The organism is Sporosarcina sp. AD_1 (assembly GCF_057373025.1).
The window spans coordinates 273,902-297,937 of record NZ_JBPVIR010000005.1; the positions used below are offsets into that span (position 1 = coordinate 273,902).

Annotated in this window: 19 protein-coding genes; 5 read left to right on the forward strand and 14 right to left on the reverse strand. The window is 45.6% G+C overall.

Going from position 1 to position 24,036, the window contains the following annotated elements:
* Position 1: 1 nt before the first annotated feature.
* From ACSW3C_RS11930 to ACSW3C_RS11950, 5 genes are all read right to left on the reverse strand, one after another.
* Positions 2 to 1,318 (reverse strand): acyclic terpene utilization AtuA family protein, encoded by a 1,317-nt coding sequence (locus tag ACSW3C_RS11930; RefSeq protein ID WP_486562819.1) that lies wholly within the window; start codon positions 1,316 to 1,318, stop codon positions 2 to 4.
* Between the two features lie 205 nt (positions 1,319 to 1,523).
* Entirely contained in the window at positions 1,524 to 2,870 is a 1,347-nt protein-coding gene (locus tag ACSW3C_RS11935; RefSeq protein WP_486562820.1) for a sigma-54 interaction domain-containing protein, read from the reverse strand.
* Between the two features lie 132 nt (positions 2,871 to 3,002).
* Entirely contained in the window at positions 3,003 to 3,620 is a 618-nt protein-coding gene (locus tag ACSW3C_RS11940) for a class D sortase (RefSeq protein ID WP_486562821.1), read from the reverse strand.
* A 13-nt stretch (positions 3,621 to 3,633) separates the two neighbouring features.
* Positions 3,634 to 6,063, reverse strand: a complete 2,430-nt coding sequence (locus tag ACSW3C_RS11945; RefSeq protein ID WP_486562822.1) for a hypothetical protein — start codon at positions 6,061 to 6,063, stop codon at positions 3,634 to 3,636.
* Between the two features lie 22 nt (positions 6,064 to 6,085).
* Positions 6,086 to 7,765 carry a hypothetical protein gene (locus ACSW3C_RS11950; protein ID WP_486562823.1) on the reverse strand — a complete coding sequence of 560 codons (1,680 nt, stop codon included), beginning with the start codon at positions 7,763 to 7,765 and terminating at the stop codon, positions 6,086 to 6,088.
* Positions 7,766 to 8,418: 653 nt separating this feature from the next.
* Between ACSW3C_RS11950 and rpoN the strand changes: the two genes are divergently transcribed.
* A complete protein-coding gene (gene rpoN / locus ACSW3C_RS11955) occupies positions 8,419 to 9,732 on the forward strand; it encodes an RNA polymerase factor sigma-54 (RefSeq protein ID WP_486562824.1) in 1,314 nt (437 codons plus the stop codon).
* Positions 9,733 to 9,917: 185 nt separating this feature from the next.
* Here rpoN and ACSW3C_RS11960 read toward each other — a convergent pair whose 3' ends face one another.
* Genes ACSW3C_RS11960 through ACSW3C_RS11985 form a run of 6 tightly spaced genes read right to left on the reverse strand, consistent with a single transcriptional unit; the run spans position 9,918 to position 17,026 of the window.
* Positions 9,918 to 11,408 (reverse strand): aldehyde dehydrogenase family protein, encoded by a 1,491-nt coding sequence (locus ACSW3C_RS11960; protein WP_486562825.1) that lies wholly within the window; start codon positions 11,406 to 11,408, stop codon positions 9,918 to 9,920.
* 18 nt (positions 11,409 to 11,426) lie between these two features.
* On the reverse strand, positions 11,427 to 12,332 hold the full coding sequence (dapA, locus tag ACSW3C_RS11965; RefSeq protein WP_486562826.1) for a 4-hydroxy-tetrahydrodipicolinate synthase: 906 nt from the start codon (positions 12,330 to 12,332) through the stop codon (positions 11,427 to 11,429).
* A gap of 21 nt (positions 12,333 to 12,353) precedes the next feature.
* Complete coding sequence (nhaC, locus tag ACSW3C_RS11970; protein ID WP_486562827.1) at positions 12,354 to 13,799, reverse strand: Na+/H+ antiporter NhaC; 1,446 nt, start codon at positions 13,797 to 13,799, stop codon at positions 12,354 to 12,356.
* Positions 13,800 to 13,856: 57 nt separating this feature from the next.
* Positions 13,857 to 14,774, reverse strand: coding sequence for a proline racemase family protein (locus tag ACSW3C_RS11975; RefSeq protein ID WP_486562828.1), 918 nt, complete (start codon positions 14,772 to 14,774; stop codon positions 13,857 to 13,859).
* A 60-nt stretch (positions 14,775 to 14,834) separates the two neighbouring features.
* On the reverse strand, positions 14,835 to 15,854 hold the full coding sequence (locus tag ACSW3C_RS11980; RefSeq protein ID WP_486562829.1) for a proline racemase family protein: 1,020 nt from the start codon (positions 15,852 to 15,854) through the stop codon (positions 14,835 to 14,837).
* The gene (locus ACSW3C_RS11985; protein ID WP_486562891.1) at positions 15,854 to 17,026 is read right to left on the reverse strand and encodes an NAD(P)/FAD-dependent oxidoreductase; all 1,173 of its coding nucleotides are present in this window, start codon (positions 17,024 to 17,026) and stop codon (positions 15,854 to 15,856) included. The genes ACSW3C_RS11980 and ACSW3C_RS11985 overlap by 1 nt, the downstream gene beginning before the upstream one ends.
* Positions 17,027 to 17,227: 201 nt before the next feature.
* On the opposite strand from ACSW3C_RS11985, the gene ACSW3C_RS11990 reads away from it, so the two are divergent.
* From ACSW3C_RS11990 to ACSW3C_RS12005, 4 genes are all read left to right on the forward strand, one after another.
* On the forward strand, positions 17,228 to 18,934 hold the full coding sequence (locus ACSW3C_RS11990) for a sigma-54 interaction domain-containing protein (protein ID WP_486562892.1): 1,707 nt from the start codon (positions 17,228 to 17,230) through the stop codon (positions 18,932 to 18,934).
* A 71-nt stretch (positions 18,935 to 19,005) separates the two neighbouring features.
* Positions 19,006 to 19,281, forward strand: coding sequence for a (2Fe-2S)-binding protein (locus ACSW3C_RS11995; RefSeq protein WP_486562830.1), 276 nt, complete (start codon positions 19,006 to 19,008; stop codon positions 19,279 to 19,281).
* Positions 19,274 to 19,612, forward strand: a complete 339-nt coding sequence (locus tag ACSW3C_RS12000) for a (2Fe-2S)-binding protein (protein ID WP_486562831.1) — start codon at positions 19,274 to 19,276, stop codon at positions 19,610 to 19,612. The genes ACSW3C_RS11995 and ACSW3C_RS12000 overlap by 8 nt, the downstream gene beginning before the upstream one ends.
* Positions 19,605 to 20,825 carry an NAD(P)/FAD-dependent oxidoreductase gene (locus ACSW3C_RS12005; protein WP_486562832.1) on the forward strand — a complete coding sequence of 407 codons (1,221 nt, stop codon included), beginning with the start codon at positions 19,605 to 19,607 and terminating at the stop codon, positions 20,823 to 20,825. Before ACSW3C_RS12000 ends, ACSW3C_RS12005 begins: the two co-directional genes overlap by 8 nt.
* Positions 20,826 to 21,235: 410 nt before the next feature.
* On the opposite strand, the gene ACSW3C_RS12010 is transcribed toward ACSW3C_RS12005, so the two are convergent.
* Genes ACSW3C_RS12010 through ACSW3C_RS12020 form a run of 3 tightly spaced genes read right to left on the reverse strand, consistent with a single transcriptional unit; the run spans position 21,236 to position 24,017 of the window.
* Entirely contained in the window at positions 21,236 to 22,513 is a 1,278-nt protein-coding gene (locus ACSW3C_RS12010) for a TRAP transporter large permease (protein ID WP_486562833.1), read from the reverse strand.
* Complete coding sequence (locus ACSW3C_RS12015; protein ID WP_486562834.1) at positions 22,510 to 23,007, reverse strand: TRAP transporter small permease; 498 nt, start codon at positions 23,005 to 23,007, stop codon at positions 22,510 to 22,512. Before ACSW3C_RS12015 ends, ACSW3C_RS12010 begins: the two co-directional genes overlap by 4 nt.
* Positions 23,008 to 23,027: 20 nt before the next feature.
* Positions 23,028 to 24,017, reverse strand: coding sequence for a TRAP transporter substrate-binding protein (locus ACSW3C_RS12020; protein ID WP_486562893.1), 990 nt, complete (start codon positions 24,015 to 24,017; stop codon positions 23,028 to 23,030).
* Positions 24,018 to 24,036: the final 19 nt, after the last annotated feature.

Here is a 24,036-nt window from a genome sequence, read left to right on the forward strand (position 1 = left end):
CTCATGATGTCTCCTTTACGATGATAGTTGGGTGGATAGCTTCTCGCGGTACGATTGCTGAAACGATCCCGACTACTTCCTGTACATATTTTCTTGCACCGCCTCCGCCTGCTGGACCATTCGTATAGAGTGCCTCCACTTCTTCGCCTACCAACTGCGCGTCCTCCAGCTGGTCTGCTTTCGCTGCGACACGGAGCCGCACCTCATATGGCTGTCCGAAACGATCGATGCCGCCGCGGTGTGCAGATGTGACGCCGATCAAATCGATTGATAGTTCCTCAAAGCGATCTTGCAGCCTGGTCTGTACAATAGCTCCCGCCAATTCCGCTCGTTTTAATGCATTATGACCGGCATACGTGATCTCCCCTTCCCCAATAAAACCGGCCGCGTACCCAATGCTCGCTTTAAGTCCATCCGGTCTCTTTTTACCGTGGCCACCTTTCACTTCTACCTGATTAATTCCTACCTCACGAATTGAAACTGAAGTAAAATCCGCAGTCACATCGGGTGTCTTATATTCACTTGGATCCATCACTTCATATAACAATTGTTCCTTCACCGTCATTCGATTTAAAATGCCGCCTGTCTGGGGCAATTTGGAAATCACTGCTGTTCCGTCTGGCTGTATCTCCGCTATCGGAAAACCTAAATACGCCATGTCGGGAACATCTTTCAGGCCTGGGTCAGCAAAATAGCCTCCGGTAATCTGACCGCCGCATTCTAGCAAATGGCCGATAACTGTTCCTTTTCCAAGTAATTCCTCATTATCAGCCGACCAGCCATAATGGTGCATCATTGGAGCCAAAAACAAGGAAGGATCTGCCACTCTGCCTGTTATGATAATATCTGCATCTGTTTCAAGCGCCGTTACAATCGCCTCAGCCCCCATATACGCATTAGCTGATAGAATGGAATCGCTTTCATTTAAAGCCGGAAAAAATGTGAGGTCCTGCTTATTCTTATGTATGAAAGCCAACACATCATCCCCTGTTACTGCGGCTACTTTGACAGGTACTTTTAACTCTTCCGCGATTTCCAAGATCCTTTCAGCTGCGCTAACCGGGTTGGCTGCTCCCATATTTGTGACGATCCGCACACCTTTCTTTACAATGACTGGTATGAGGGAACGCATCCGTTTATCTAATAGCGGATCATAGCCTAAGGCGGGATCCTGTTTCTTCCTCTTCTGCGCCAAAGCAATTGTCCGTTCCGCCAAACATTCCAAAACTAAATAATCCAAATTGCCCCTTTGTGCAAGTTCGACTGCCGGTTCCAACCGGTCCCCGGAAAATCCTGCGCCTGATCCAATCCGCAGCATGACCATCACCTCTCAAATAATTTGAATCTACTAATAATGATAGCAAAAAGAAAAGAGAAAATGCCGTCATCTCGGCGTTTTCCCCTTCTAAATAAATGGAACAGCCTGTCGGTTCCATCTGATTATTTGTTTATAAAAACTCGATATCGTAAGGATTCTAATTTCTTAGAATCAAATTGCTCTTCATTCCAAATAATTAGAAAACTCATTTCAAATTGTATTTCTTCATTTTATTGTATAAAGTAGCCAGAGAAATTCCGAGTTCCTCAGCTAGCTTTGTTCGTTCAGGAACAGTTGTCCCTGTATTGCGAAGTGCATTTGACAGGATGGACCTTTCCGCTTTTTCGACAGCACTGTGCAATGGAAGGATACTTGTATTCTCTGTATAGAGTGGGAGGAGCTTCCTCATAAATTCGGGTAGATGGCTGCTAGAAATCTGGCCATCTTCCGTCATGCATACAGCAAAATCAATGACATTCCTTAATTCGCGGACATTGCCTGGCCACTCATACGAAGTAAGTAGGTCCATTACATCTCGATCAACTGTATAGGGCGCCGGCAAAAATGATTGAAGCAGCAGAGGAATATCTCTTTTTCTCTCTCGAAGAGCAGGAATTTGCATACTAACGACATTCAATCTATAAAACAATTCACTTCTAAACAGACCCTTTGTAATCATTTGCGTTACATCTCGATGAGTTGCAGCGACAATTCGCACGTCCACTCTTTGCTCTGCGGCATCTCCAATTCTCCGAATCCGCCCTTCTTGCAATGCTCTTAATATTTTCGCCTGCACGTCCATTGATAAATCACCAATCTCATCCAAAAACAGAGTTCCCCCATCCGCCATTTCAAAGAGACCCGCTTTACCTCCCGACAACGCGCCATGAAATGCGCCTTCCGCATGTCCAAATAGTTCATTTTCTATTAACGTTTCAGGAATAGCAGAACAATTGACTGGAATAAACGGCTTGTCCCGCCTCAAGCTTGTATGATGCACAGCTTGGGCAAACAGTTCTTTTCCTGTGCCGCTCTCCCCGGCTATTAAAATGGGCAGGTCTGTACCAGCCGCCTTTTTGGCAACCGTCATGATATGCTTCATTTGCGTATCGTTCGTAATAATATCATCAAAGGTATATCGCACTTTATAAATGGAACTCATCCGCTTTTCCAATTCGGCAACTTTTTCTTGTTGCTCCGCCAGTTCCTTCGTCAGCTTATGCACTTCATTCAAACTTTTGCATACCGATACCGCGCCAATAATTTCACCATTCACAAGAATGGGTGCCATGTCGACGACATATTCCCGTCCGCGTGTTTTCCGATACACCCCAACCCTGCTCTTGCCATCTTTCATCGTATCCGGAAGTTGGGCTCCTGGACGATGGGCAAGAAGCGGCTCACCGATAATATCAGGATTCACTCCTGTGATTCTCGTATATTCGGGATTAATCGTCTTTACAATTCCCTTCCGATCGATGACGAGCACCCCATCATTCATCGATTGGACGATCGCTTTCCACCATTCGACTGTCTCTTCGATTGCCACCATCCCCTTTTATGTATTCCAAAATTTCAGTATCTAGCCCTTATTGTATACTACTTATCTCTGGAATCTTTCTGTTTTGATTCAGTTGAAACAAAAACTGGCGGTCTCCCCTTGCAAGGAGAAAACGCCAGTCTTTTATTGCTTGGAATCAATTCGTTCCGCTTGTACAACAAGCCGATATTCATTCGAATATTCCGGATAGCAGGTAATCAGGGACATCAGTGCCTTTCCTTTTTGTGGATCAAGTACTTCCACTTCATCGGGTTTGACGATTTTTATATCAAACACTTTGAATTCCATTTCTTCATTTACCGTCTGGAAGGTGAACGTGGTACCGACGTTCACCTCGTGCAGCCGGTTGAATTGATCGCCAAACACACGGGCTTGATGACCGGCAATAGCATAGCTTCCATCCTTCACACCTGGTTCGTCCATATCTTGAATAGCCCCAAGCCCCTTGGCCAAAGTGTCTTGGTCCGCTCCAAGCCAGACGGGGGATTCGAGATCAATCACCGGAATGGTTAGGACACCCTCCATTCCTTCAATCTTACGATGCTGCGGCGATGGGAGGTTCGCCTGCCGATCTGATTGCTGCGAGTTCGTCAATCCATCCGCCACTTGTATCGTTTGAAAAGCATCCATCCATTCTTGTTGCTGTGCGTTCTGTTTCGCATTTCCTTGCAGGAGCCAAATGAGGAGGCCGGCTCCTGCCACTATGAATAAACTGCCACTCCATCGCAATACACGATTCATCGAATTACCGCTTTCACGATGCAGACTTGCGGCCAAGACGGATGGTTCCGCTGCCAATCAACCTGAGCAGAACGCCAGCAAGCAACAGAAGCCCTGCCACAATCGCCAGTCGATTGGCATCCCAGACTCCGCCTGTTTTTGGCAAAGAAGTCTGCGAATCGGAATCGTTCAATGTTGTAGTTGCCGTGTTTCCAGCTACTCCATTAGTCGTTTTCTGCCCAGCGCTATCCAAGCTGACGCCATCAGTTACTTCAGAATCTAGGCCACCCTCAGCGGAGTAATCCGCTTGCTCATCATCTCCCACTGCTGAATCCGGTCCATCACTTGAGCCTCCCCCAGATCCGGCCGCAAGTGGCGGCATGACATTTTCTTCTTCGTCCGTCACTTCGGATGTGCCATCTGTTGAAGAAAAATCACTACCAGTGGAAGGAGGGTTCAATCCATCGTCATTTGTTGCGCCATTTCCCGGATTGGTCGAACTCTCTCCAGGGTTCGTAGGAACACTCCCTGGGTTTGTTGTACCACTACCTGGATTAGTCAAATCTTTTCCAGGATTTGTTGGACCATTCCCCGGATTGGTTGATTCTTCACCAGGATTCATTGCATCGTTCCCCGGATTGGTCGATTCTTCACCAGGATTCATCGGATCATTCCCCGAATTGGTTGGTTCCTCTCCAGGGTTCGTTGGACCATTGCCTGGATTCGTCGGTTCTTCTGGTTTGTCTGTCCCTGGATTGTTCGGTTTCTCTCCCGGAATTGTTGTACCTTCACCAGGTGCTTCCCCATCCGGTATGGTGCCGTTCTCTGCTTCAGGAGCAAATGGGATCAATTGCTGCGTCTTTAACACATCAACTGTGACAGTATCTAAAATCGGCAATCCCAGTTCGAGACCAAGCCCCGTGTTCGTTTTCAGCCAACCGGCATCTGTCGTTTCGATTTCATTTCCAACGACTTTCAATGAGGTTCCGTCAAGCAGACCATCCACAAGCCCTGCATGAATTAGAGAGGAAGAGGAAGAATACTCTTCCCCATCCACTGCGACATGTTGATCCAGTACGCCAACATGCGTTCCACCAAGCAAGGGCAAGTCCTCCGCATTTACTTCGACTAAGCCACCGTTATATGCATACGATTCTTCATCCGCACGGAAATCACTTGACGCCACATCTACAATCACAGCATTCGTCAAGTCGGATTGCAGCCCGGCTGAAACGAGCGAATCCTTTCCTGCAATGGAATCAGCGTCTGACGAACCTGCTGCTTTCAACACTGAAACGTTCACTTCTTCCGCTACATTTTCAAGTACGCCACCACCGACATGAACATCGGCTACAGCAGTCATACCTGAGCTGCCCTCTTCTGTAATTGATTGCTCACCAGCCAATACTTTCACGGATGTGTCCTCCAGCAAACCATTGTCCAGATCAGCTTGCACCAGTCCGCCAGACATTGTGCCACCTTCTTCATTCACCATTACATGTTTGTCCAGCACACCTACATGCGTTTCGCCTAGTAAAGGCAAGTCCTCTGCATTTACTTCAACTAGACCGCCGTCGTAAGCATACGAATCATCGTCCTCTCGGAGACCACTTGACGCCACATCGACATTCACTTGATTCGTCAAGTCGGATTGCAGCCCGGCTGAAACGAGCGAATCCTTTGCGGCTACTGAATCGGCGTCTGCCGAACCTGCTGCTTTCAACACTGAAACGTCCACGTCATCCACTACATTTTCAAGCACCCCACCACCGACATAAACATCGGCTACAGCAGTCATACCTGAGCTGCCCTCTTCTGTAATTGATTGCTCACCAGCCAGCACCTTTACGGATGTGTCCTCCAGCAAACCATTGTCCAGATCAGCTTGGACCAGTCCACCAGACTTCGTGCCGCCTTCTTCATTCGCCGTTACATGTTCATCCAGCACACCTACATGCGTTTCGCCTAGTAAAGGCAAGTCCTCCGCATTTACTTCGACTAGTCCACCGTCATAGGACGATGAACCGTCGCTATCATTCTTCTCACTTGACGCTACTCCGATATTCAGATCTTTCGTCAAATTGGACTTCACACCGACTGATACCAAAGAGTCTTTTGTTTCAGCAATCGCATCTTTTTTTTCTTCAGATTCCTCAAGAACTGACACATCGACGTCCTCAATTATTTCGCGCTCCACTTGTACAGAAGCCAATGTCTCTTTTTTAGCGCCGCCTTCTTCTGTTTTGGAAGGTACACGCACCTTCACATCGCCGACTACTGGAACATTTGTTAGCTCCACGTTCAATAAAGCTGGATCACTTTCCTGCTTGTCCAATAAATTCAGTTCCACACCGAGAGAGCTGTTATCAGGAGTCTCTTCTGCATTCGTCATCGCCGGAGCCAGCAGAATCGCTGTACATACACCAAGTGATAAGAAACCATACTTCAGACTATTATTTTTCATATCATTTCTCTCCTTTTTTACGTTAGTTAATCTTTAGTAAAAAAGGAGAGTATGCTGGCGGTTGTCCTGGCGGGGCATGTTCCCATTGGGAGTACATGTCTACATCGGCAAGCAGCCAATGTCGTTGGTACATAAATTCAGTCAATGCCATTCTTGTCAAAACACCTGGGACTACATCGGATCCTCCTCCTGCAGACATCGCTGGTGAGGTGATCGATGTTGTACTGCCCGTTATTATCAACGGTGCATTATGCAATCTTCCATCATCTTGCAGAGGAGGTCTTCCTGAGTTGCTTTGCTGTCGTTTGGATGCTGCCATTTGTTGGATAGACAGTTCCTCCGCTTTCGGCTTCGAATCAATTCTAGTTCCCTTAATTGAATTATTGGACTGGTTCAACCCAACCCTGTCTAGAGCTTTATCAATCTTTTCTTGTATTTCAGATGAAATTTGCTTGCTTACGTCATATGAAGAAGTAGACGATATTTCTTGATTCGTTGATTCTGGAAGTTCAACGAATTCAATCTGTTGAACGGGTTCTGTATTAATCATTTCTTCCGGGATTGAAGCAGGCATGCTTAAAACTGCCGAGTCACGTTTTTGACTGACAACCGCTGTCTTTTCTTTCTGAAAATCGGGTTGTTCATTTATTGATATAACGGGCAATTCCCCTATGGTACCTGAGCTCCCTGTCAGTACAGCTCGTAATGTGTTGGATGTTTGATTCACAACTGAGCCGAAATTCGACAAAGCTGAGTGGAGTAAAATTTCTGTGTCCGCTGTTAAATCCATAAGAGAACTCGATTTGGGATCGGTCAGTCCTCCCACTGTGTTGGACGCCAGCGTTACAGTATCCTGGACGGTTTGATTCACAGCATCGACAGTCGAGAAAACAATCCCATCTGCCGAGATGACTGTCTCTTCCACAGTGTTGACCAATTCCTCTGTAACTGGTTTGACTACAGGGATCTCTGGCAGTTGATTAACTGTTTCATCCACACCGGAAACAGTCGTCTGAACAGTTGCCGTTGTTGATTGTAATACGGGAGTGACATTGGAGACCGTCGAGCCCACTAAACTTCCAACTCCATTCAAAAGATCCACAACCGGTTTGTCTGACTGAGGATTTACTGCCGCCTCGACTGTAGTAGACGAGAAACGGATTGTATCTTGTGCAGATTGATTCGCAGTGCTGACAGATGAATTCACGATATCCTCAGCTGATTCGACCGTTTCTTCAATAGTTCTTCCTGTTGCCTCAGCGACCGGTTTCGCTACCGGAACATTCGGCAACTCGTTCACCGCTTCATTTAGATCAGCCACAGTTTTCTTAAACGTACCTGACGTTGACTTTACGACTGGAGTTACATTGTCCGAAGTCTGATCGACGAATTCTGCAGTCCGTTTGATTTGCCCGGATATCGGTTCGTCTTGAGTTGTCTTGCCTGACACCACTGTATTAGTGACAAATGTTGCCGTGTCCTGGACGGTCTGATCGACCGCATCAACTGTCGTTTCTACCAAGTTATCGACCGATTGAACCGTGCCATCAACTGTTTTTCCTACCCCATCAAGAAGGCTGCTCACAAGTCCTGACGACTTTAACTTTTGTCTCGTATCACTTACTTCTTCTCCGTGAACAAGAGACGGAACAAGCCATAGACTGACACATAACATACCGCCTATGGATAGTAGCCTTTTCATAGGTCACACCTCCTTCCATCACCAAATAGACCCGTTGCGGGCCCTTTGTTTTCTCACTACCCGCAAGATTAATATGTAAACGTTTTCCATACAATAAATTTAGAAAAATATAAAATATTCGATGTCTATTTTAAGCCTATCTAATTCTAGAGAAACGGAAAACTTCATAACTGGCTATTTTTGTTCAAGGATTGGTGTGATTACGGAGAGTATACGAGCGGATAAAATAATTACGAGTGGTTACCGAGCTTAATCGAGCGGTTTGGGCAGGATACGAGAGGTCCTTGTAGGATACGAGCGGTAGATGATCAGATATGAGCGAATAAAAAATTATACGAGTGGTTCCAAAGCATAATCGAGTGGTTCGCATTTGGCCAGGTTATTCGGATAGCGACTGGATGACTAAAGATAAGAGGAAAAGCAACAGGTTTACGAGCATTCCTGCATTGCAATAATACATACACTCTTTCATTTATACGAGAATTCCTATAACTTTACGATCCCAAGCACTTCATCCAAGTATTTTTATTAAGCCACCTCTTATCTGAACATTCATATTTATCGTTAATATACTTCTTTATTTGTGCTATAATAATAGAAACATTTTTGCAAGCGTTCTCATATTTTCAGCGTTATAAGGAGGTCTAGTATTCATGGAGCTTGCACTCCAGCAACGACAAGAACTACATCTGCTCATGACAATGGAATTAAGACAAGCCATTGAATTATTGCAATATACGACCTATGAGCTTGACCAATATATCCGGCAACAGGAGCTGGAAAACCCGCTCATTGAACTGAAGGAAAAAGAGGATCGCAGTGGTTATGAGGAGCGAGTCAACCAACGCACCACATCCTCCCATACCACCGGGATGCCGACAGATGTGGGTCAAGGCAATACAAGAAATATGCGCGATGAATTGTACGAACATGCGAAATTCATGCATCATGACGAATCAACGCAGAAATTGTTACGTTACTTGATTTACAATCTTGATGAAAATGGCTATTTACCTGATTTATCGACTGATACTGGCGGCTCCATGCAATTCAGTGATAAGGAGATCCACTATGGCATCGAACTTCTTCAGCAGTTTGGGCCGGCTGGGGTCGGAGCACGGAACTTGCAGGAATGTCTGCTCTTACAGATTTCCAATCTTTATCCTGAAAATGACAGGGCTGCAGAACTGGTGAATCAACATCTAGATTTGATTGCCGATCGAAAATGGAATGAAATCGCGTTGAAGATGAAGATCTCAATGGCTGAAGTGAAGGAGCTTCATGACTTGATTCTATCGCTCAATCCACGGCCGTGTTCTCTCGCTTGCGAGCATGTAACGGAGTTCATGATACCGGATATTATAGTCGAGTTAATAAATGATGAATTCGTTTTTCATTTGAATGATAGCTATTTGCCGAACATCCAGTTGAATCAAGATTATTCACATTACCTCCAGACTAAAGATGATGTAGCAAAATATATGCAAACACAATATAAAAACTATCAATGGCTGTTAACGAGTATCGAACAACGGCGGAATACCATTATTAAAATCGTCTCCTTCCTGATGAAGAAACAACGAAGTTTCTTTGAGCACGGCTTATCTTCATTGCAACCGTTGACCATGAAGGAAGTAGCCGATGAAATTGAAATGCATGAATCCACCGTGAGCCGGGCAACCGCAAATAAAATGATCCAAACTCCTCATGGCACATATGAATTACGTACTCTTTTTACTTCCAAACTGGGAACGTCTTGTGGCGACAGTATTTCACAGACGAAAGTAAAGACGCTTTTAGAGGAGTACATTGCTTCGGAGAATAAATTCAAACCGTATTCTGACCAAAAAATTGCGGAATACTTCAACTCTGAACAAGGAATTTCCATATCAAGACGAACTGTTAGTAAGTATCGTGAAGAATTGCGAATTCCCCCTTCCAGCAAACGGAAGGAAATTGATGTGTAGGTCTTACTTTTGACCATTGAAAAGAGACCGCTACCAGTGCTTATGCAACTGGTGCAGCGGTCTCTTTGTTTATTTTTACAGGGTGGGTTATGGATGCAATTGCAACAAATGTGTTCTATCGATATCAGGGGAAATATCCATAAAAGTTTTATATCATTCGATTTCCGTTGGGGTGCGAAATCCGATTATTGCTTAATATTCACGAATACACTTTTTACTTCTGTATAGTTGGCCAATCCATATTCTCCGCCCATCTCACGGCCGATGCCGGATTGCTTATAGCCGCCAAATGGCATGGTCTCCCATTCAAGGCCGAAATCATTCACCCAGACCGTTCCTGCTTGGAGCTTGCCTGCAATGTAATGGCCTTTCTTAATATTTTCCGTCCACACACTTGCGGCCAATCCATAATCGCTGTCGTTTGCCCGTTTGATGACTTCCTCCACTGTGTCGAAAACGAAGATGGAAAGGACGGGACCGAAGATTTCCTCGCGAGCAATCGTCATATGATCCTCTACATCCGCGAAGACAGTCGGTTGAACGTAGAAACCTTTCTCATGCGCTCTTTCGCCGCCTGCGACAAGACGTGCTCCTTCCGCTTTTCCTTTTTCAATATATTCAAGGACCGTTTGTTGTTGCTTCGCAGAGACAAGCGGTCCCATAACAGTGGAAGGATCCATTCCTGGCCCAACCTTCAACGCCTTCGCTTTTTCTGCAAGCGCTTCAACGAATTGATCATACAGGCCCCGCTGAACGAATACGCGAGTACATGCACTGCAGTTTTGCCCGTGGTTATACATAGTTCCCGCGAATGTGCCTTCGATTGCTTCCTCGACATTCGCGTCTTCCAGGACAATGGCAGGCGATTTGCCGCCAAGTTCAAGCGTTACACCTTTCATTTGTTCGGCTGCTTTTTTCATCACTTCTTTACCGACAGCTGTAGAACCTGTGAAGGCCACTTTGTCGATATCTTTATGCGTAATGATGGCTTCACCCGCAACGCGTCCAGCACCTGGAACTACGTTAACAACGCCGTCCGGGAAGCCGGCTTGTTTGAAGAGCTCTGCAGCATATAAAAGGGAAAGTGGTGTTTCGCTAGCCGGCTTGATGACGACTGTACAGCCAACTGCCAGCGCGGCTCCCAGTTTCCATGCTGCCATGGCAAGTGGAAAGTTCCAAGGTATGATCTGCCCGACAACGCCAACCGGCTCATGGACGATATAATTTAAGTAATCCGGTGACACCTGCACCGTCTTTCCTGTGATTTTTGTTGCCCAGCCTGCATAGTAACGGAAATGCTGAATCGTTCCGTCTACATCATCTGCAAGCGCAGTTTCATAAGGTTTCCCATTATCGAGTGCTTCCAGCTGAGCGAGCTCCTCGCGATTTTCCTCTAATAGATCAGCAAATTTATAGATGAGATGGGAACGTGTTGCCGCGTCCATTTTTGTCCATTCACCCTCATCAAACGCCTTACGAGCTGCCGCGATGGCAATCTCAATATCTTCCTCTTGTGCTTCGCTCACTTTTGCGATGATTTCCTCCGTTGCCGGATCAAGTACATCAAATGTTTTTCCGCTTTTCGCTTCAACGTACTCACCGTTGATGTAAAGGCCCTTGACACCTTCAAGGAACCCTTTGACTTTTGGTTTCAAATCATAATTGATCGTTTGCATGATGATTCTCCTTCCCTATTAGTTTTTCAGTACGCCCTTAAGTACGCCTAAATCCGCCATCAATTCTTTTAACTTTGCATCCTCTTCTTCATTCAATGGCAGACGCGGCAGACGGCAAGGACCACCCGCACAGCCTTTTAGCTCCATCGCACGCTTTGCAATCTGAACATATTTTCCTGACCCTTCAAGGTACTCACAAAGCGGAAGCAATTTGTCGTATTGTTTCCAGGCGGCGTCTAATTCACCTGCTTGTACATGGTTGTACATCGCGGTTACAAGACCCGGCACGATATTGCCGGATACGGAAATCCAGCCTGTTGCACCAACTAAGAATGATTCGATTGCAAGGTCCTCGGAACCACAGAACACTTTGATGAACCCTTCGCCTTGGCGTGCTATGTCTCGCGCTTTGCCGATTCCGCCGCTTGATTCTTTGATGTGCGTAATGTTTTCGACGTCGCGGCCTACACGTAAAATAGTTTCTGTGCTAATGTCAACGCCCGAAGTGAATGGATTGTTATAGATCATAATCGGGAATTTTACTGATTCTGCAACCGCTTTGAAATGCTCATAAATTTCATCCTCTTTCGGATGGGCATAATACGAGTTGATCAATAGTGCTGCATCTGCGCCCGCTCTTTCGGCCTGTTGTGTATATTCAATTGCATCGGCAGTCGTTTCAGCCGCCGTTCCAACAATCAGTGGAATACGTCCATTCACTTGTTCTACTGCCACTTCAACCGCTTTGAAACGCTCTTCTTTTGTCAAGCTTACGAATTCACCAGTGCTCCCATTGATCGCAATGCCTGCCACACCTTCTTCAATGAAATGTTCGATATTGCTTCGAAACCCAACCCAATCGATATCCTGCTGATTCAACATTGGTGTGACAAGTACTGGAAATACGCCTTCTAATTTAACCATCTGAAATTCCTCCATATATCTTTAAGATTTGATTAATATTTTTTCTTCTTGAATGACTTCATTGCTATCTTCTACTGCCATCTCAGATTGAGATGGCTTATTGTACCAAATGTATTTGCCCGTAAAGCCGTAAATAACTGAAATGATGAGCACTAAGAAATTGAACCATAGGAACGGCAAATAGCTCATTGTGGAGACACCAAGTGCCGCAGCCATGAACACACCGCCGTCTGACCATGGGACCATTGGAGTCGTCACTGTTCCGCCCGCTTCAGAGTTTCTTGAAAGCACACGACGATCCAAATTCAAGCGATCATAGTTTTCACCAGTGATCTTCGTCGCCGTGATAAGCGACACATACGCTCCGCCGAATGCATTTCCAAGAAGTCCGGCCAGGATCGTTGTGATTGTAGTCTTTCCGGGGTTGTTTGCCCATTTCGCCAAGTAGTCTCCAAGTGCACGCAACACACCAATTCTTTCCATTAACCCGCCCACGCCAAGCGCGAAGATGATCAGCGCGATGACATCCAGCATGAACACAATTCCGCCTCGGTTTAATAGTTTGTCAATGAATTCAACGCCCGAGTTAATTGAATTACCGGCATACATAATATTGAACGCTTCCAAAAACGTTGCGCCTTGAAATAAAAACGCCCAGATCGTTCCCAAAAATGCCCCGAATAAGATAACTGGGATGGAGGGCATTTTAAAAGCCAGTAAAGTGATGACTACCAGTGCCGGGATGAGCATATACCAGCCGATATGGAAATATTCCTGCAAAGAATCCATCGTAGATGTGGCAGCACTCAAGTCACCCGAACCACCGTAAAAGAAACCGGTTATGAGGAACAGGGCCCCCGCAATCAGCCAGGCCGGAAAACTGACCGTCAACATTGATTTAATATGATCGATCAAATCCACTTTCGAGAGAGAAGCCGTCATGACAGTCGTATCAGACAAAGGAGAAAGCTTATCTCCTACATAACAGCCTGAAATGACCGCACCTGCAACAAGTGGCAACGGAAAGCCGAAGCTTGCGCCAATTGCCATCATTGCAATCCCTGCTGTCCCTGCAGACCCGAAAGATGTACCCGTCACTATGGACGTTACCGTACAAATGAAAAACGCGGCTAATAAAAAGATGTTCGGTTCAATTACGGTTAATCCGTAATAAATGATAGATGGCACAATACCGCCAGCAATCCAGGTCCCGATCAAGGCGCCTACTGAGAGGAGGACAATGACCGCTTCCAGGCCATCTGTAATGCCCTTCAGCAACCCATCCTGCATTTCCTTATAGTTGTAACCGATCTTCAAACCTACCAACATAATGAGGAACCATGTCGTCAATAAAGCTAAATGAATAGAAATCTCAAACTTCACAATGAATGTGACCATGATGACACCAAAACCTATCAATACAAATAATAGTTCAGATAGTTTAGGCGGCCTCTTCTTCTTTTCCATTAGTACTCCCCCTTTAGTTGTAACGCCAATACATACTCCTCATGGACATGTGTGCTGTTATGCCAAGATAAAACCGTTTTTTAATGGATCCTCAGGATCAAAAACAAATTCATGGGATCCTGTAATGTACGGAACTGCTTTAACAGAAAATCGATTTCCATCATCTGATAGCGAATGTACCGTTAAGGAACTGCCAAAGATACTTTCGTTCACAAGTTCAGAAAGGGGCTCTTTCTCATTGAGAAGCGTCATAAGCGCAAAACTGCTGTCCACCCCAGGGGACCGTAGTATATAGCCATCCTTCTCAAAAGTGACGGATCGAACATGACTCGATGAGTCTGGCAGTTGCTCTACGAGAATAATGCCGTCAAAGGCGATCTTCGCATTCGTCAGTTCTCTAGTTTTAGCAATCCCCCAATTGCTTACTGCCGCTAAATGCTCCAATTCAATTCCTTGAATGGAATCAGGCAAAGTGTAGATCAAGTAATTCCTTGCAGTGTCAACGGAAACCACGGCCGCATCCTCTCCGACTTCAGTAGTCGTACAGACACCGCTCTTTATCTCAACGACTGTCACTTCCTGCTGGTCTACCTGCGCCTGCACTGTGTAGATGCCATGCACAGTTTCCACTGTATACGAATCGTCTGCTGTCCTTTGCACGTTCCCTGTCTCGATGAGGGCAGATACCGTTGCAAGCAATCCTTCATACTTGAAATTGTTGCTGCCCTCATGAGTAAAGAACAGGAGCTGGAAGTCCGCCTGCTGTGATGGCAAGACAATGCAGCCATTCATGCCCCGGTGTCCCCGCGGTTCATTCAACAATAAATTCTTCACAGTCGTAAAATTATTGGCTAACTCCGTGTGATTCGAGGTCACATCACAACCTATAAAGGTAATCGGAGATTGAATAACAATGCGGAACGCCTCTCCTACGACATGCGTGTCGATGGTGCAATACATTTTTTCATAATTCATTTAGACAACCTCCTTTCAAAAAAATTTATAACACCGGAATATCCAACTGATTCCAGTTCGTTAATGGTCCATCGGCGGAATAAGCAAATAGCCCTCACGCAGTGGGTCTTTTTCGTTGTAGAAGAAGCGATGCATCCCCATAATCCATGCAGAACCCGTCACTTCAGGAATGACGGCATCCAAATCTTTTACTTTCGTTTCTTCTAGCACTCGTGCCGTAAACAGCGTTCCTACGATACTTTCATAGACGAATGGCTCATTGAGGCCGAGTTCTTTCTTCTTGTACAATGTCGCCAGCTTAGCCGATGTACCTGTTCCACAAGGTGAACGGTCAATGCCACCCGGCGGCACGATAACCGTATTCTTCAAGTCTGCTTCCGGATGAGTAGGATCCGTGTAAAACTCAATATGCGTCAACCCATTGATGAATGGGAATTCAGGATGGACAACCTCTTCCCTTGCGTTGATCGCATTTCGTATATCAATTCCTTTATTAATAATGTTCGTCGCATTGTTTTCCACGAGTGGAATGTCCAACTTGCGTGCATCAATAATTCCGTAGAAATTACCGCCATAGGCGATTTCACATTCCACATGGCCAATCCCTTCGACGTCAATTTCAATTGATTTCAACAAGAATGAAGGCACGTTGACGAATGTTACTTCTTTCGCTATCCCATCAACGACTTGAACGTCCACATCAATCAGGCCAGCCGGGGTATCGACCTTGATATTTGTTACAGGTTCTTTAACTTCAATCAATCCCGCCTCGATCAATGCGGTACAGAATCCGATTGTATCGTGGCCACACATTGGCAAATAGCCACCTGTTTCAATATAGATGACACCTACATCTGCGTCAGGATGGCAAGGATCCGTCATTAATGCACCTGACATGACACCGTGTCCCCTCGGCTCATTCATTAAAAATTTCCGGATCCAATCATAATGCTTTTCCATATACAGCATTTTTTCAGACATCGTATTCCCTTTGAGCGGCGGCAGGCCACTGATGAGGGTTCGAGTCGGATTCCCTCCTGTATGTGTATCGATTGTTGTAAAAATCCGCTGATACTTCATCAGTTTGTCACCCCCTGTTTAAATCGCTCTAAACGCAATGGTTCAATCGGGATACATGTCTCCTTATCGGCAAGCATCTCTTCAATCAATTTCCCTGTAACAGCCGCCAAACTGATGCCATCGCCTTCATGTCCGGCTGCGATAAAGTAACCAGGAATATGGTCAACACGTGAAATGATCGGCAGATGATCTTCCGTCCAAGGACGTAAACCTGCATATGTACGAATCACCGTCATATCCGCAATTTTGGGGTAGAAACGGACAGCCCTTTTCGCTATATACGTAATGACCTCTTGATCGACTTTTGTATTGTATCCGGCAAATTGGCGGCTGCTTCCAATCAGGAAGTTCTGAGCCTCCGTTGGCTCAAACACGAGTGCTACTCCATATTTTTCGGTTATCGGATCCACTGATCGCTGCCCGCCGAATTTAGAGATTAGATAACCAAATTCCATCACCTTTCGCAGTCCTACCGGTTGTTGCCTTGAAGCGACGATCAATTGTCCTTTTCTCGGGACAATCGGAATGTCGAGGTCCATCATTTCACCAATTCTCGGTGCCCAAACACCGCCTGCGTTTACAACTTTGTTGGCGGTATACGTTCCGTTGTTCGTCTCAATGAGAAACTTTCCAGCAGCATCTCGCGCCATATTTTTTACTTCTGTATGGGTTTGGATTTTTGCTCCCTGTTTTTCAGCACTGTTAAACATTGAAAATGTCAACATGTACGGATTGACTGTCGAATCTGTTTTACACTCCAGACCTCCATATAAATCGTCCGCAAAATACTTGGACTCATTCCGAAGATCGGCACGGTCGAGCATTTTAAAATCAAGACCAGCCGCTTGTTGGCGACTCACCCATTGATTCGCCGCTTCCATTTCAGCATCATTTTCACAAACCAATATACTGCCGGGATTGCGGTACTCAAAGGAAACTTCCAAATCTTTGTCTAGTTCATGGACAAGCTGCTGGCTCTTTAACGACATCTGGCTATCAAAACCAGGATCCTTGTCTATCGCTAGAATATTTCCGTCACATCTGGAGGAAGTGCCACTCGCTAATTCGTTCTTTTCAAGGACCGTTATATCCAGGCCAGCTTTTGATCCGTAATAGGCGATTGCTGCACCGATAATGCCTCCGCCGATCACCACAACATCTCGATGTTGAATAGTCCCCACAATAATCCTCCTCTCATTTGAACGTTCGGTAATCTAGTAATGCAAGTTCCGTGCCAACTAAAAAAAACCGTTTATTCTAGCTTTCCATTGAATCTTCAAACTATTTATGTAAAAATAATTAGACATATCAAATTTTTTGACAGTTAGGTGGCTAAAATATTGAACAATTCAAACCGTCTCTTAGAAAAAGTTATGGATACTAATTTTTTAATCATAGAAACATGCGATGATTTGGCTGTATTAAAAGAAAAGGCAATGAAAGAAGCACCTGGTAAGCTGTTTATTCAAAACCAAAACCTACAGTCCGTCCACCATGTATCCATATCTCAATCGACAGGAGAGCTGGTTCTGACACCTTGTCCGATTCATCCCATTACAAGTTCCATAGAGCATGTCGTATCTTCTCTCACACACGAAAATACAGCGTTACTACTAGATGAGAAAGGCGCTTATGCAGGATTCATTAATACAGAAATCCTTTCCGAAAAACTGTTGGATGAGTATCAGCAGATGCAAGCTTATTTAACGACTATTCTTCAGACAATTGACGAGTCCTGTACCGTCATTGACCGAGATTCAAATGTCGTGTACTGGACAAAAGGCGCCGAAAGATTATTCTCAATCAAGGAAGAAGAGATTATCGGCAAGCCCATCACCGATTTTTTCAGTTCAGACCGATTGGAAATACTGAATTCCTTACAAACTGGCTCTTCCGTCTATCACAGCCAGCACCACGCACGAAATGACCTAGTCGTCATGATCAACTCAAGCCCTGTCTACTACAAGGAAGAAATTATAGGTGCCGTCGTATCAGAAACGGATATTACGAGCCAGATCCGGTTGAACAACGAACTGTTCATGACGTCCGAAAAACTGTTTACCTTGGAAGAGGAAGTCCGCAAATCATTGCCAACTGTCAATCCGTTTAGTTACATAAGAGGCAACAGTCCTGCTTTGAAGCAGACGATGTCAATAGCAAAGAAAGCCGCCACAACCAATGCAAGCATCCTCATTTACGGGGAAAGCGGCGTTGGGAAAGAGCTTTTTGCCAAAGCAATTCACAATTTGCGCGAGAAGCCGAATGCCCCATTTGTTGCTATTAACTGTGGGGCGATCCCGAGCGGTTTATTCGAAAGCGAAATTTTCGGTTATGAAAAAGGTGCTTTTTCAGGGGCCGATCAAAAAGGGAAGAAAGGGAAGGTTGAATTAGCAAGGGGAGGCACTTTATTCCTTGACGAAATTGGAGAGATGCCTCTGGAGATGCAGGTGAAGATCTTGCGTTTATTGCAAGAAAAGAAATTCTACCCTGTCGGAGGAACGAAAGAGATCGAAGCGGATTTCCGGGTTGTCGCAGCGACAAACCGCGATTTAAAGGAGCTTGTGAAGGAAAAGACGTTCCGTGAAGATCTGTACTACCGATTGAATGTCGTCAACTTCACTGTACCGCCACTCCGCGAACGTCTCGAGGATATTATCGAATTGACGCATTACTTCCTTTACGAAATCTCAGTGAAATACAACCGTCCGATCCACGGCATTTCGCAGGCGGTCATGCAATCCTTGCTGCAGCACTCATGGCCCGGCAATATCCGCGAACTGAAGAATGTCGTGGAACGATTAGTGGTGTTCTCTGAGAACGGCAATATTAAAATGGATGATCTACCAATAGAAATTGACGGGTTAGCAAACACCTTTCACTCGATCACAGACCTGCAGCCGGCACCACTCACAGTAGATGAGAATCTTTCATTAAGCGATCAGTTGCAACAATATGAAAAAGATATCATTTTACGAGAGCTTAATAAGGCAAATGGAAACAAACTGCAATGCGCAAAAAACTTAAATATCACCCGGGCGACTTTATACAACCGAATGAATAAGCTGGGCATAAAATTATAACATCAGGTTGGCATGCTTCTTGCATAGATATTGAATGTACGCAGTTCAAGTTTATGTATGGGGTGATATATATGTCGGAAAACGAAATGATTATATGTCGGTGCGAAGAAGTAACATACAGAGAATTAGTCGAAACAGCTGAAAAATACGGCTGTTCTCCAAGAGAATTAAAACTCCGGACCCGTGCCGGAATGGGTTATTGCGGCGGCAGGACATGCCGTAGCGCAGTGGACAGCATTGCCCTTTCAACTTCTGAAAGAGATGTGTCCCAGATCACGTTGAAATATCAGCCGCCTATCCGTCCAATCAGTTTCGGTAAGTTAGGGGAGGTGGAGAACAATGACTAAAAGAATTATTCATCATCCTGTTCTGGATCAAATAGACGATACAGACACAATCTCCTTCACCTTTGATAATCAACAATACAGCGCGCTGCGCAATGAGTCCATCGCGGCCGCTTTACTGGCTAACGGCATCCGCACACTCCGCCATCACGAAGAAACGGGCACACCGCGAGGAATCTACTGCAATATTGGACATTGTTTCGAATGCCGCGTTACTGTGGATGGCAAACAAGGAGTCCGTGCTTGTCTGACACCCGTCCAAGACGGCATGGACGTCAAAAGCGGCGGTAAACTTCTGACGTCGGTGCGCGATTGGAGGGCAAATAATGAATAAAGCAATCATTATCGGGGCCGGCCCCGCAGGTTTATCTGCAGCCATTGCCATTGCAGAAAACGGAGTAAGCGTCATTGTCATCGATGAATACATGAAACCAGGCGGCAGATTATTAGGCCAATTATACGAAGAGCCAACGGGCAAATGGTGGAATGGCATCAAAGAATCCAAAAACCTCTATGATCAAGCAATCGCTGCAGGGGTGGAATTTAAATTACAAACACCTGTCTCCAATATTGAAAATCAGGATGGCTTTTGGTACGTCTATACGGAGGATGAAGTGTATGCGACATCACACTTATTGCTAGCAACAGGGGCTGCGGAAGTGCCTTTTCCAATCCCTGGATGGACTCTTCCGGGCGTCATGTCTGTCGGGGCTGCACAAGTTATGACAAATGTCCACCGCGTGAAGCCGGGCGAACGAGGTGTCATCATCGGTGTGAACGTGCTATCCTCTGCTATCGCGATGGAATTGAAACTGGCTGATATCGATGTTGCAGCCATTACGTTACCGAAGATGAATAGGGTCACTGAAAAATCCGGGAAGCCATTGGATGTCATTAACTCACTCTTGCACGTATCTCATATGGCGCCATCCGCATTGGTGAAAATGGGAAGCAAGCTGATGAAAAACGATTTCATGAAAAAGATGGGAATCACTTTTTATCCGAAAAACGGCGTAAAAATGTGGGATATTCCGATCATGCTTCGGAAAGCGGTCGTCGAAATATACGGAGAAGATAAAGTCGAAGGCGTAAAACTCGCGACAATCACTCCATCTGGAGAAGTCATTGCCGGTAGCGAACAAAATATCGAAGCGGACTTCGTTTGTATAGCAGGCGGTCTTTACCCATTAGCGGAGCTAGCAGCCGTTGCAGGATGTCCGTTCTACCATATAGAAGAACTGGGCGGCTATGTTCCGCTTCATAACGAACGAATGGAAACCCCAATGGAAGGACTTTACGTTGCAGGGAACATTACAGGAATTGAAGGAGCCAAAGTCGCCATCAGCCAAGGCATCACCGCTGGACTCGCCATCGTCAACAGCATGGATGGCGGCAAACAAGAAGCCAAACTACTCGATTCCATCAAAGCCATCGAAGAAACACGGAACAATGCATATATCCAGTTTCACCCCGAAGTAAAAGCAGGAAAACAAAAATTGCAAAACTATTGGGATGTACATAAGGAAGCTGTAGCAAGCAATAAATAACTGGTCCTCTGCCGCCACTTTATGGGACGGCAGTTTTTTGTTTGACTATTGAAATGAGCAGTAGCCGTGGTTCCCGTGGGTATCGAACAATTGGAACTACAATACATTTGAAGTAAAAATGCGAGCAATTACAAGGTTGTCAATTAGTTAAATGAAATGTGAAATGAAAACAGTTTACGAGCACTCCCAGCAACTTTATGAGCACTTCCACAGAAATACGAGAACTCTTGCGATTTTACGAGCACTTGTAAAGATATACGAGCACTTCTACACATATACGAGCACTCCCAACGACTTTATGAGTACTCTTCCACTTAATCGAGCACTCCACGTTACACCAAACATTCTCTGCACCCCTCAAACAAAAAACCTGCAATCCACCATCTTATGGCAGTTGCAGGTTTCCACGTTTATTTAATATCCTTATGAATCAAAAACGTAGCGATTTCCGGGAAGAACGAAAGGATGACCATGAACACGAGCATGATGACGGCGTACGGGATAACGCCTTGAACAATTTCGCTGATGGTATTTTCCTTGTTCAATCCTTTCAAGACGAACAGGTTCATGCCGACTGGCGGTGAAATCAGGGCCAGTTCCATATTGATCACCATAATAATGGCGAACCAGATCGGATCGAAGCCGAGTGCCATGATGATCGGGTAGAGAATCGGCAAAGTGATGACGAGGATGGACACCGTTTCGAGGAACATCCCCAGTATAAGCAACACGATGTTGATCAACACAAAGATGATCCATGGCGAGATATCCTGGGTCGTTGCAAAGTTAACGATAGTTTGCGGGATTTGCAAGATCGTCAAGATGTACCCAAGCAGCATGGCGCCAATGATGATGAATAAAATCATGGCGTTTGTTTTCACCGTGTTAATTAAGATTTCTCGCAAAGCTGCCATCGTCAAGTTGCGGTACACAAAAATAGTGATCGCGAAACTAAGGACGACGCCGACTGCTGCTGCTTCAGTTGGAGTGAAAATACCACTGTAAATTCCCCCAATAATGATAACCGGAAGGAGCAAGCCCCATATCGCTTTTTTCGAAGCTTCCCAACGTTCATTCCACGTAGCCGGCTCATCTTTGATATGACGTGTCTGATAAGCTGAAAAGATCATGAAGGCGAGCGTTAGGACGATACCTGGAACAATTCCGGCAACGAACAGTTTACCGACGGATTCTCCTGTAACAGAACCATAGATGATCATCGGGATGCTCGGCGGAATCAAAATTCCAAGCGTTCCCCCTGCAGCAAGTAAGCCTAATACATGACGCTTGTTATAGCCGCGCCTAACCATCTCAGGCAACGCCACTGCTCCGACGGTAACTGCCGTGGCGACACTGGAACCCGAGATGGCCGAGAAAATCGTGCAACAAAATAATGTCGCGATCGCCAGGCCGCCCGGAAAGTGACGGAACCACCTACTTGCCATTTCATATAAGTCGCGCCCCACTCCACTGACAAGCAATACTTGGCTCATGAGCACATACATCGGCAGCGCCGTCAGCGTAAAATCATCCAGTGATTTATAGGAGATGATTGGAATCTGCATGAAGGCGAATGTACCGCCATTAAAGAAATACATGCCAGCGACCGCAAGCAAGCTTAACGTAAAGGCGACCGGGAGGCCCAGCAGGAGGAGGACACCTAATCCACCGGTGAAAAATAGATTCATAGTTGTTCCCCTCCCTTATGGATGCCCCCGTCAATGAGCTGCAGAATGAATGCGATGCATAGGAGAACTCCTCCAATGACAAGGAAGGATTCCGGCAAATACATCGGAATGCGCAGCAAAGACGCTGATTTTGTTTCTAACTCGAATGTTTTAATGACATGCCGAAAACAATAAATTGTAAAGATCACACTGAATAATAAGCCAAGGGAATTGGAGATGTAAGCCAAGACCGTTTTAAACCGATCATTCACGTTATTGATCAATAAATCCACCGTAATATGGGCATAGAACCGGACTGCATAAGCGCTTCCCAGAAAACAGCTGCCGATAATAGCATAAATGGATAATTCGGTTGCCCATGACGTCGGTTTATGGAAAAAAGCTCTGGATACGATCTCATAAAACGTCATGGCGGTCGTCAACAGGATGAGAATGCCCGCTACGTATGCACCCCAACGTATGACTGAATCACAGATTCGATAAACCACTTTCACGAGTACTTCCCCCTAGCCAGTTATTTCTCATCTACCATGTCGAGCAACTCTTGTCCCAATTGACCCGCGTTTTCAACAAACACATCACGGACTGGTGCTGCCGCTTCTTTCCACTCTTTCAAATCTTCCTGTGGCACGACGTAGACATCCATACCTTTCTCTTCTAACGCTTTTGCCGACTCAGCATCTTCTTTTTCAGCTTGTTCCCGGATCCAAACTTCCGTTTCACCGGCAACTTCCGTCAGCAGGTCTTGTGTCTTTTCAGGAAGGCCATCCCAGAAGTCTTTATTCACAGCAAGCAAGAATTCTAGATAAGCATAGTTATTGATCGTCAAATACTTCGTAACCTCGTCGTACTTCCGCTGAAGCATCGCCGTTGTTCCTGAAGTTGCGCCATCTACCGTGTTCCGCTGAAGCGCCATGTATACTTCACCGCCACCCATGAACACAGGAGAAGCGCCGTATGCTTGAATCAATTCAGATGGCAAATCTCCAATACTTCTAATCTTCAATCCTTTAAAATCCTCCGGAGACTTCAATTGGCGTTTGTTATTTGCAAATTGAACATAGCCATAATCCGCAAACATTAATACTTTTGCGCCTTTTTCCTCCATTGCGCCGCGAAGCTTGTCCCCAAACTCTCCATTCAAGGCTTCTCCGACAGCTGAGTAATCATTGAATACGTACGGAACATCGAAAATACCCATTGCCGGCACTGTAGATGCCCAAAGTGTTGAAGAGTTGACGCCCATTTCCACGCCACCCGAGAGGATGGACTGGTTCATGTCTTTATCGCTTAACAGCTGACCAGCCGGATATACTTGGACATTTACTTTTCCATCCGATTTTTCTTTTACTTCCTTCGCAAAGTTTTCCACACCGATTGCGATATGGTGATCTTGCGGCAAATTGTATGCAAGGCGAATTGTCACTTCTTCATAGCCATCGCCCGATCCAGTCGCCGCTTCTCCTTTATCCGTTTCCTTTTTGTCGCTGCAGCCAGCCAGCATCAACACAGCTGCCATTGTA

What these genes read in the sequence shown, in the direction of transcription:
- ACSW3C_RS11960 (WP_486562825.1), bottom strand. Translation starts at nt 11,408, where the DNA reads ATGCAAACGATCAATTATGATTTGAAACCAAAAGTCAAAGGGTTCCTT.
- ACSW3C_RS11990 (WP_486562892.1), top strand. Translation starts at nt 17,228, where the DNA reads ATGGATACTAATTTTTTAATCATAGAAACATGCGATGATTTGGCTGTA.
- ACSW3C_RS11980 (WP_486562829.1), bottom strand. Translation starts at nt 15,854, where the DNA reads ATGAAGTATCAGCGGATTTTTACAACAATCGATACACATACAGGAGGG.
- ACSW3C_RS11935 (WP_486562820.1), bottom strand. Translation starts at nt 2,870, where the DNA reads ATGGTGGCAATCGAAGAGACAGTCGAATGGTGGAAAGCGATCGTCCAA.
- ACSW3C_RS12010 (WP_486562833.1), bottom strand. Translation starts at nt 22,513, where the DNA reads ATGAATCTATTTTTCACCGGTGGATTAGGTGTCCTCCTCCTGCTGGGC.
- ACSW3C_RS12000 (WP_486562831.1), top strand. Translation starts at nt 19,274, where the DNA reads ATGACTAAAAGAATTATTCATCATCCTGTTCTGGATCAAATAGACGAT.
- ACSW3C_RS11975 (WP_486562828.1), bottom strand. Translation starts at nt 14,774, where the DNA reads ATGAATTATGAAAAAATGTATTGCACCATCGACACGCATGTCGTAGGA.
- ACSW3C_RS12005 (WP_486562832.1), top strand. Translation starts at nt 19,605, where the DNA reads ATGAATAAAGCAATCATTATCGGGGCCGGCCCCGCAGGTTTATCTGCA.
- dapA (WP_486562826.1), bottom strand. Translation starts at nt 12,332, where the DNA reads ATGGTTAAATTAGAAGGCGTATTTCCAGTACTTGTCACACCAATGTTG.
- ACSW3C_RS11945 (WP_486562822.1), bottom strand. Translation starts at nt 6,063, where the DNA reads ATGAAAAATAATAGTCTGAAGTATGGTTTCTTATCACTTGGTGTATGT.
- nhaC (WP_486562827.1), bottom strand. Translation starts at nt 13,799, where the DNA reads ATGGAAAAGAAGAAGAGGCCGCCTAAACTATCTGAACTATTATTTGTA.
- ACSW3C_RS11950 (WP_486562823.1), bottom strand. Translation starts at nt 7,765, where the DNA reads ATGAAAAGGCTACTATCCATAGGCGGTATGTTATGTGTCAGTCTATGG.
- ACSW3C_RS11995 (WP_486562830.1), top strand. Translation starts at nt 19,006, where the DNA reads ATGTCGGAAAACGAAATGATTATATGTCGGTGCGAAGAAGTAACATAC.
- rpoN (WP_486562824.1), top strand. Translation starts at nt 8,419, where the DNA reads ATGGAGCTTGCACTCCAGCAACGACAAGAACTACATCTGCTCATGACA.
- ACSW3C_RS11940 (WP_486562821.1), bottom strand. Translation starts at nt 3,620, where the DNA reads ATGAATCGTGTATTGCGATGGAGTGGCAGTTTATTCATAGTGGCAGGA.
- ACSW3C_RS11930 (WP_486562819.1), bottom strand. Translation starts at nt 1,318, where the DNA reads ATGCTGCGGATTGGATCAGGCGCAGGATTTTCCGGGGACCGGTTGGAA.
- ACSW3C_RS12020 (WP_486562893.1), bottom strand. Translation starts at nt 24,017, where the DNA reads ATGCTGGCTGGCTGCAGCGACAAAAAGGAAACGGATAAAGGAGAAGCG.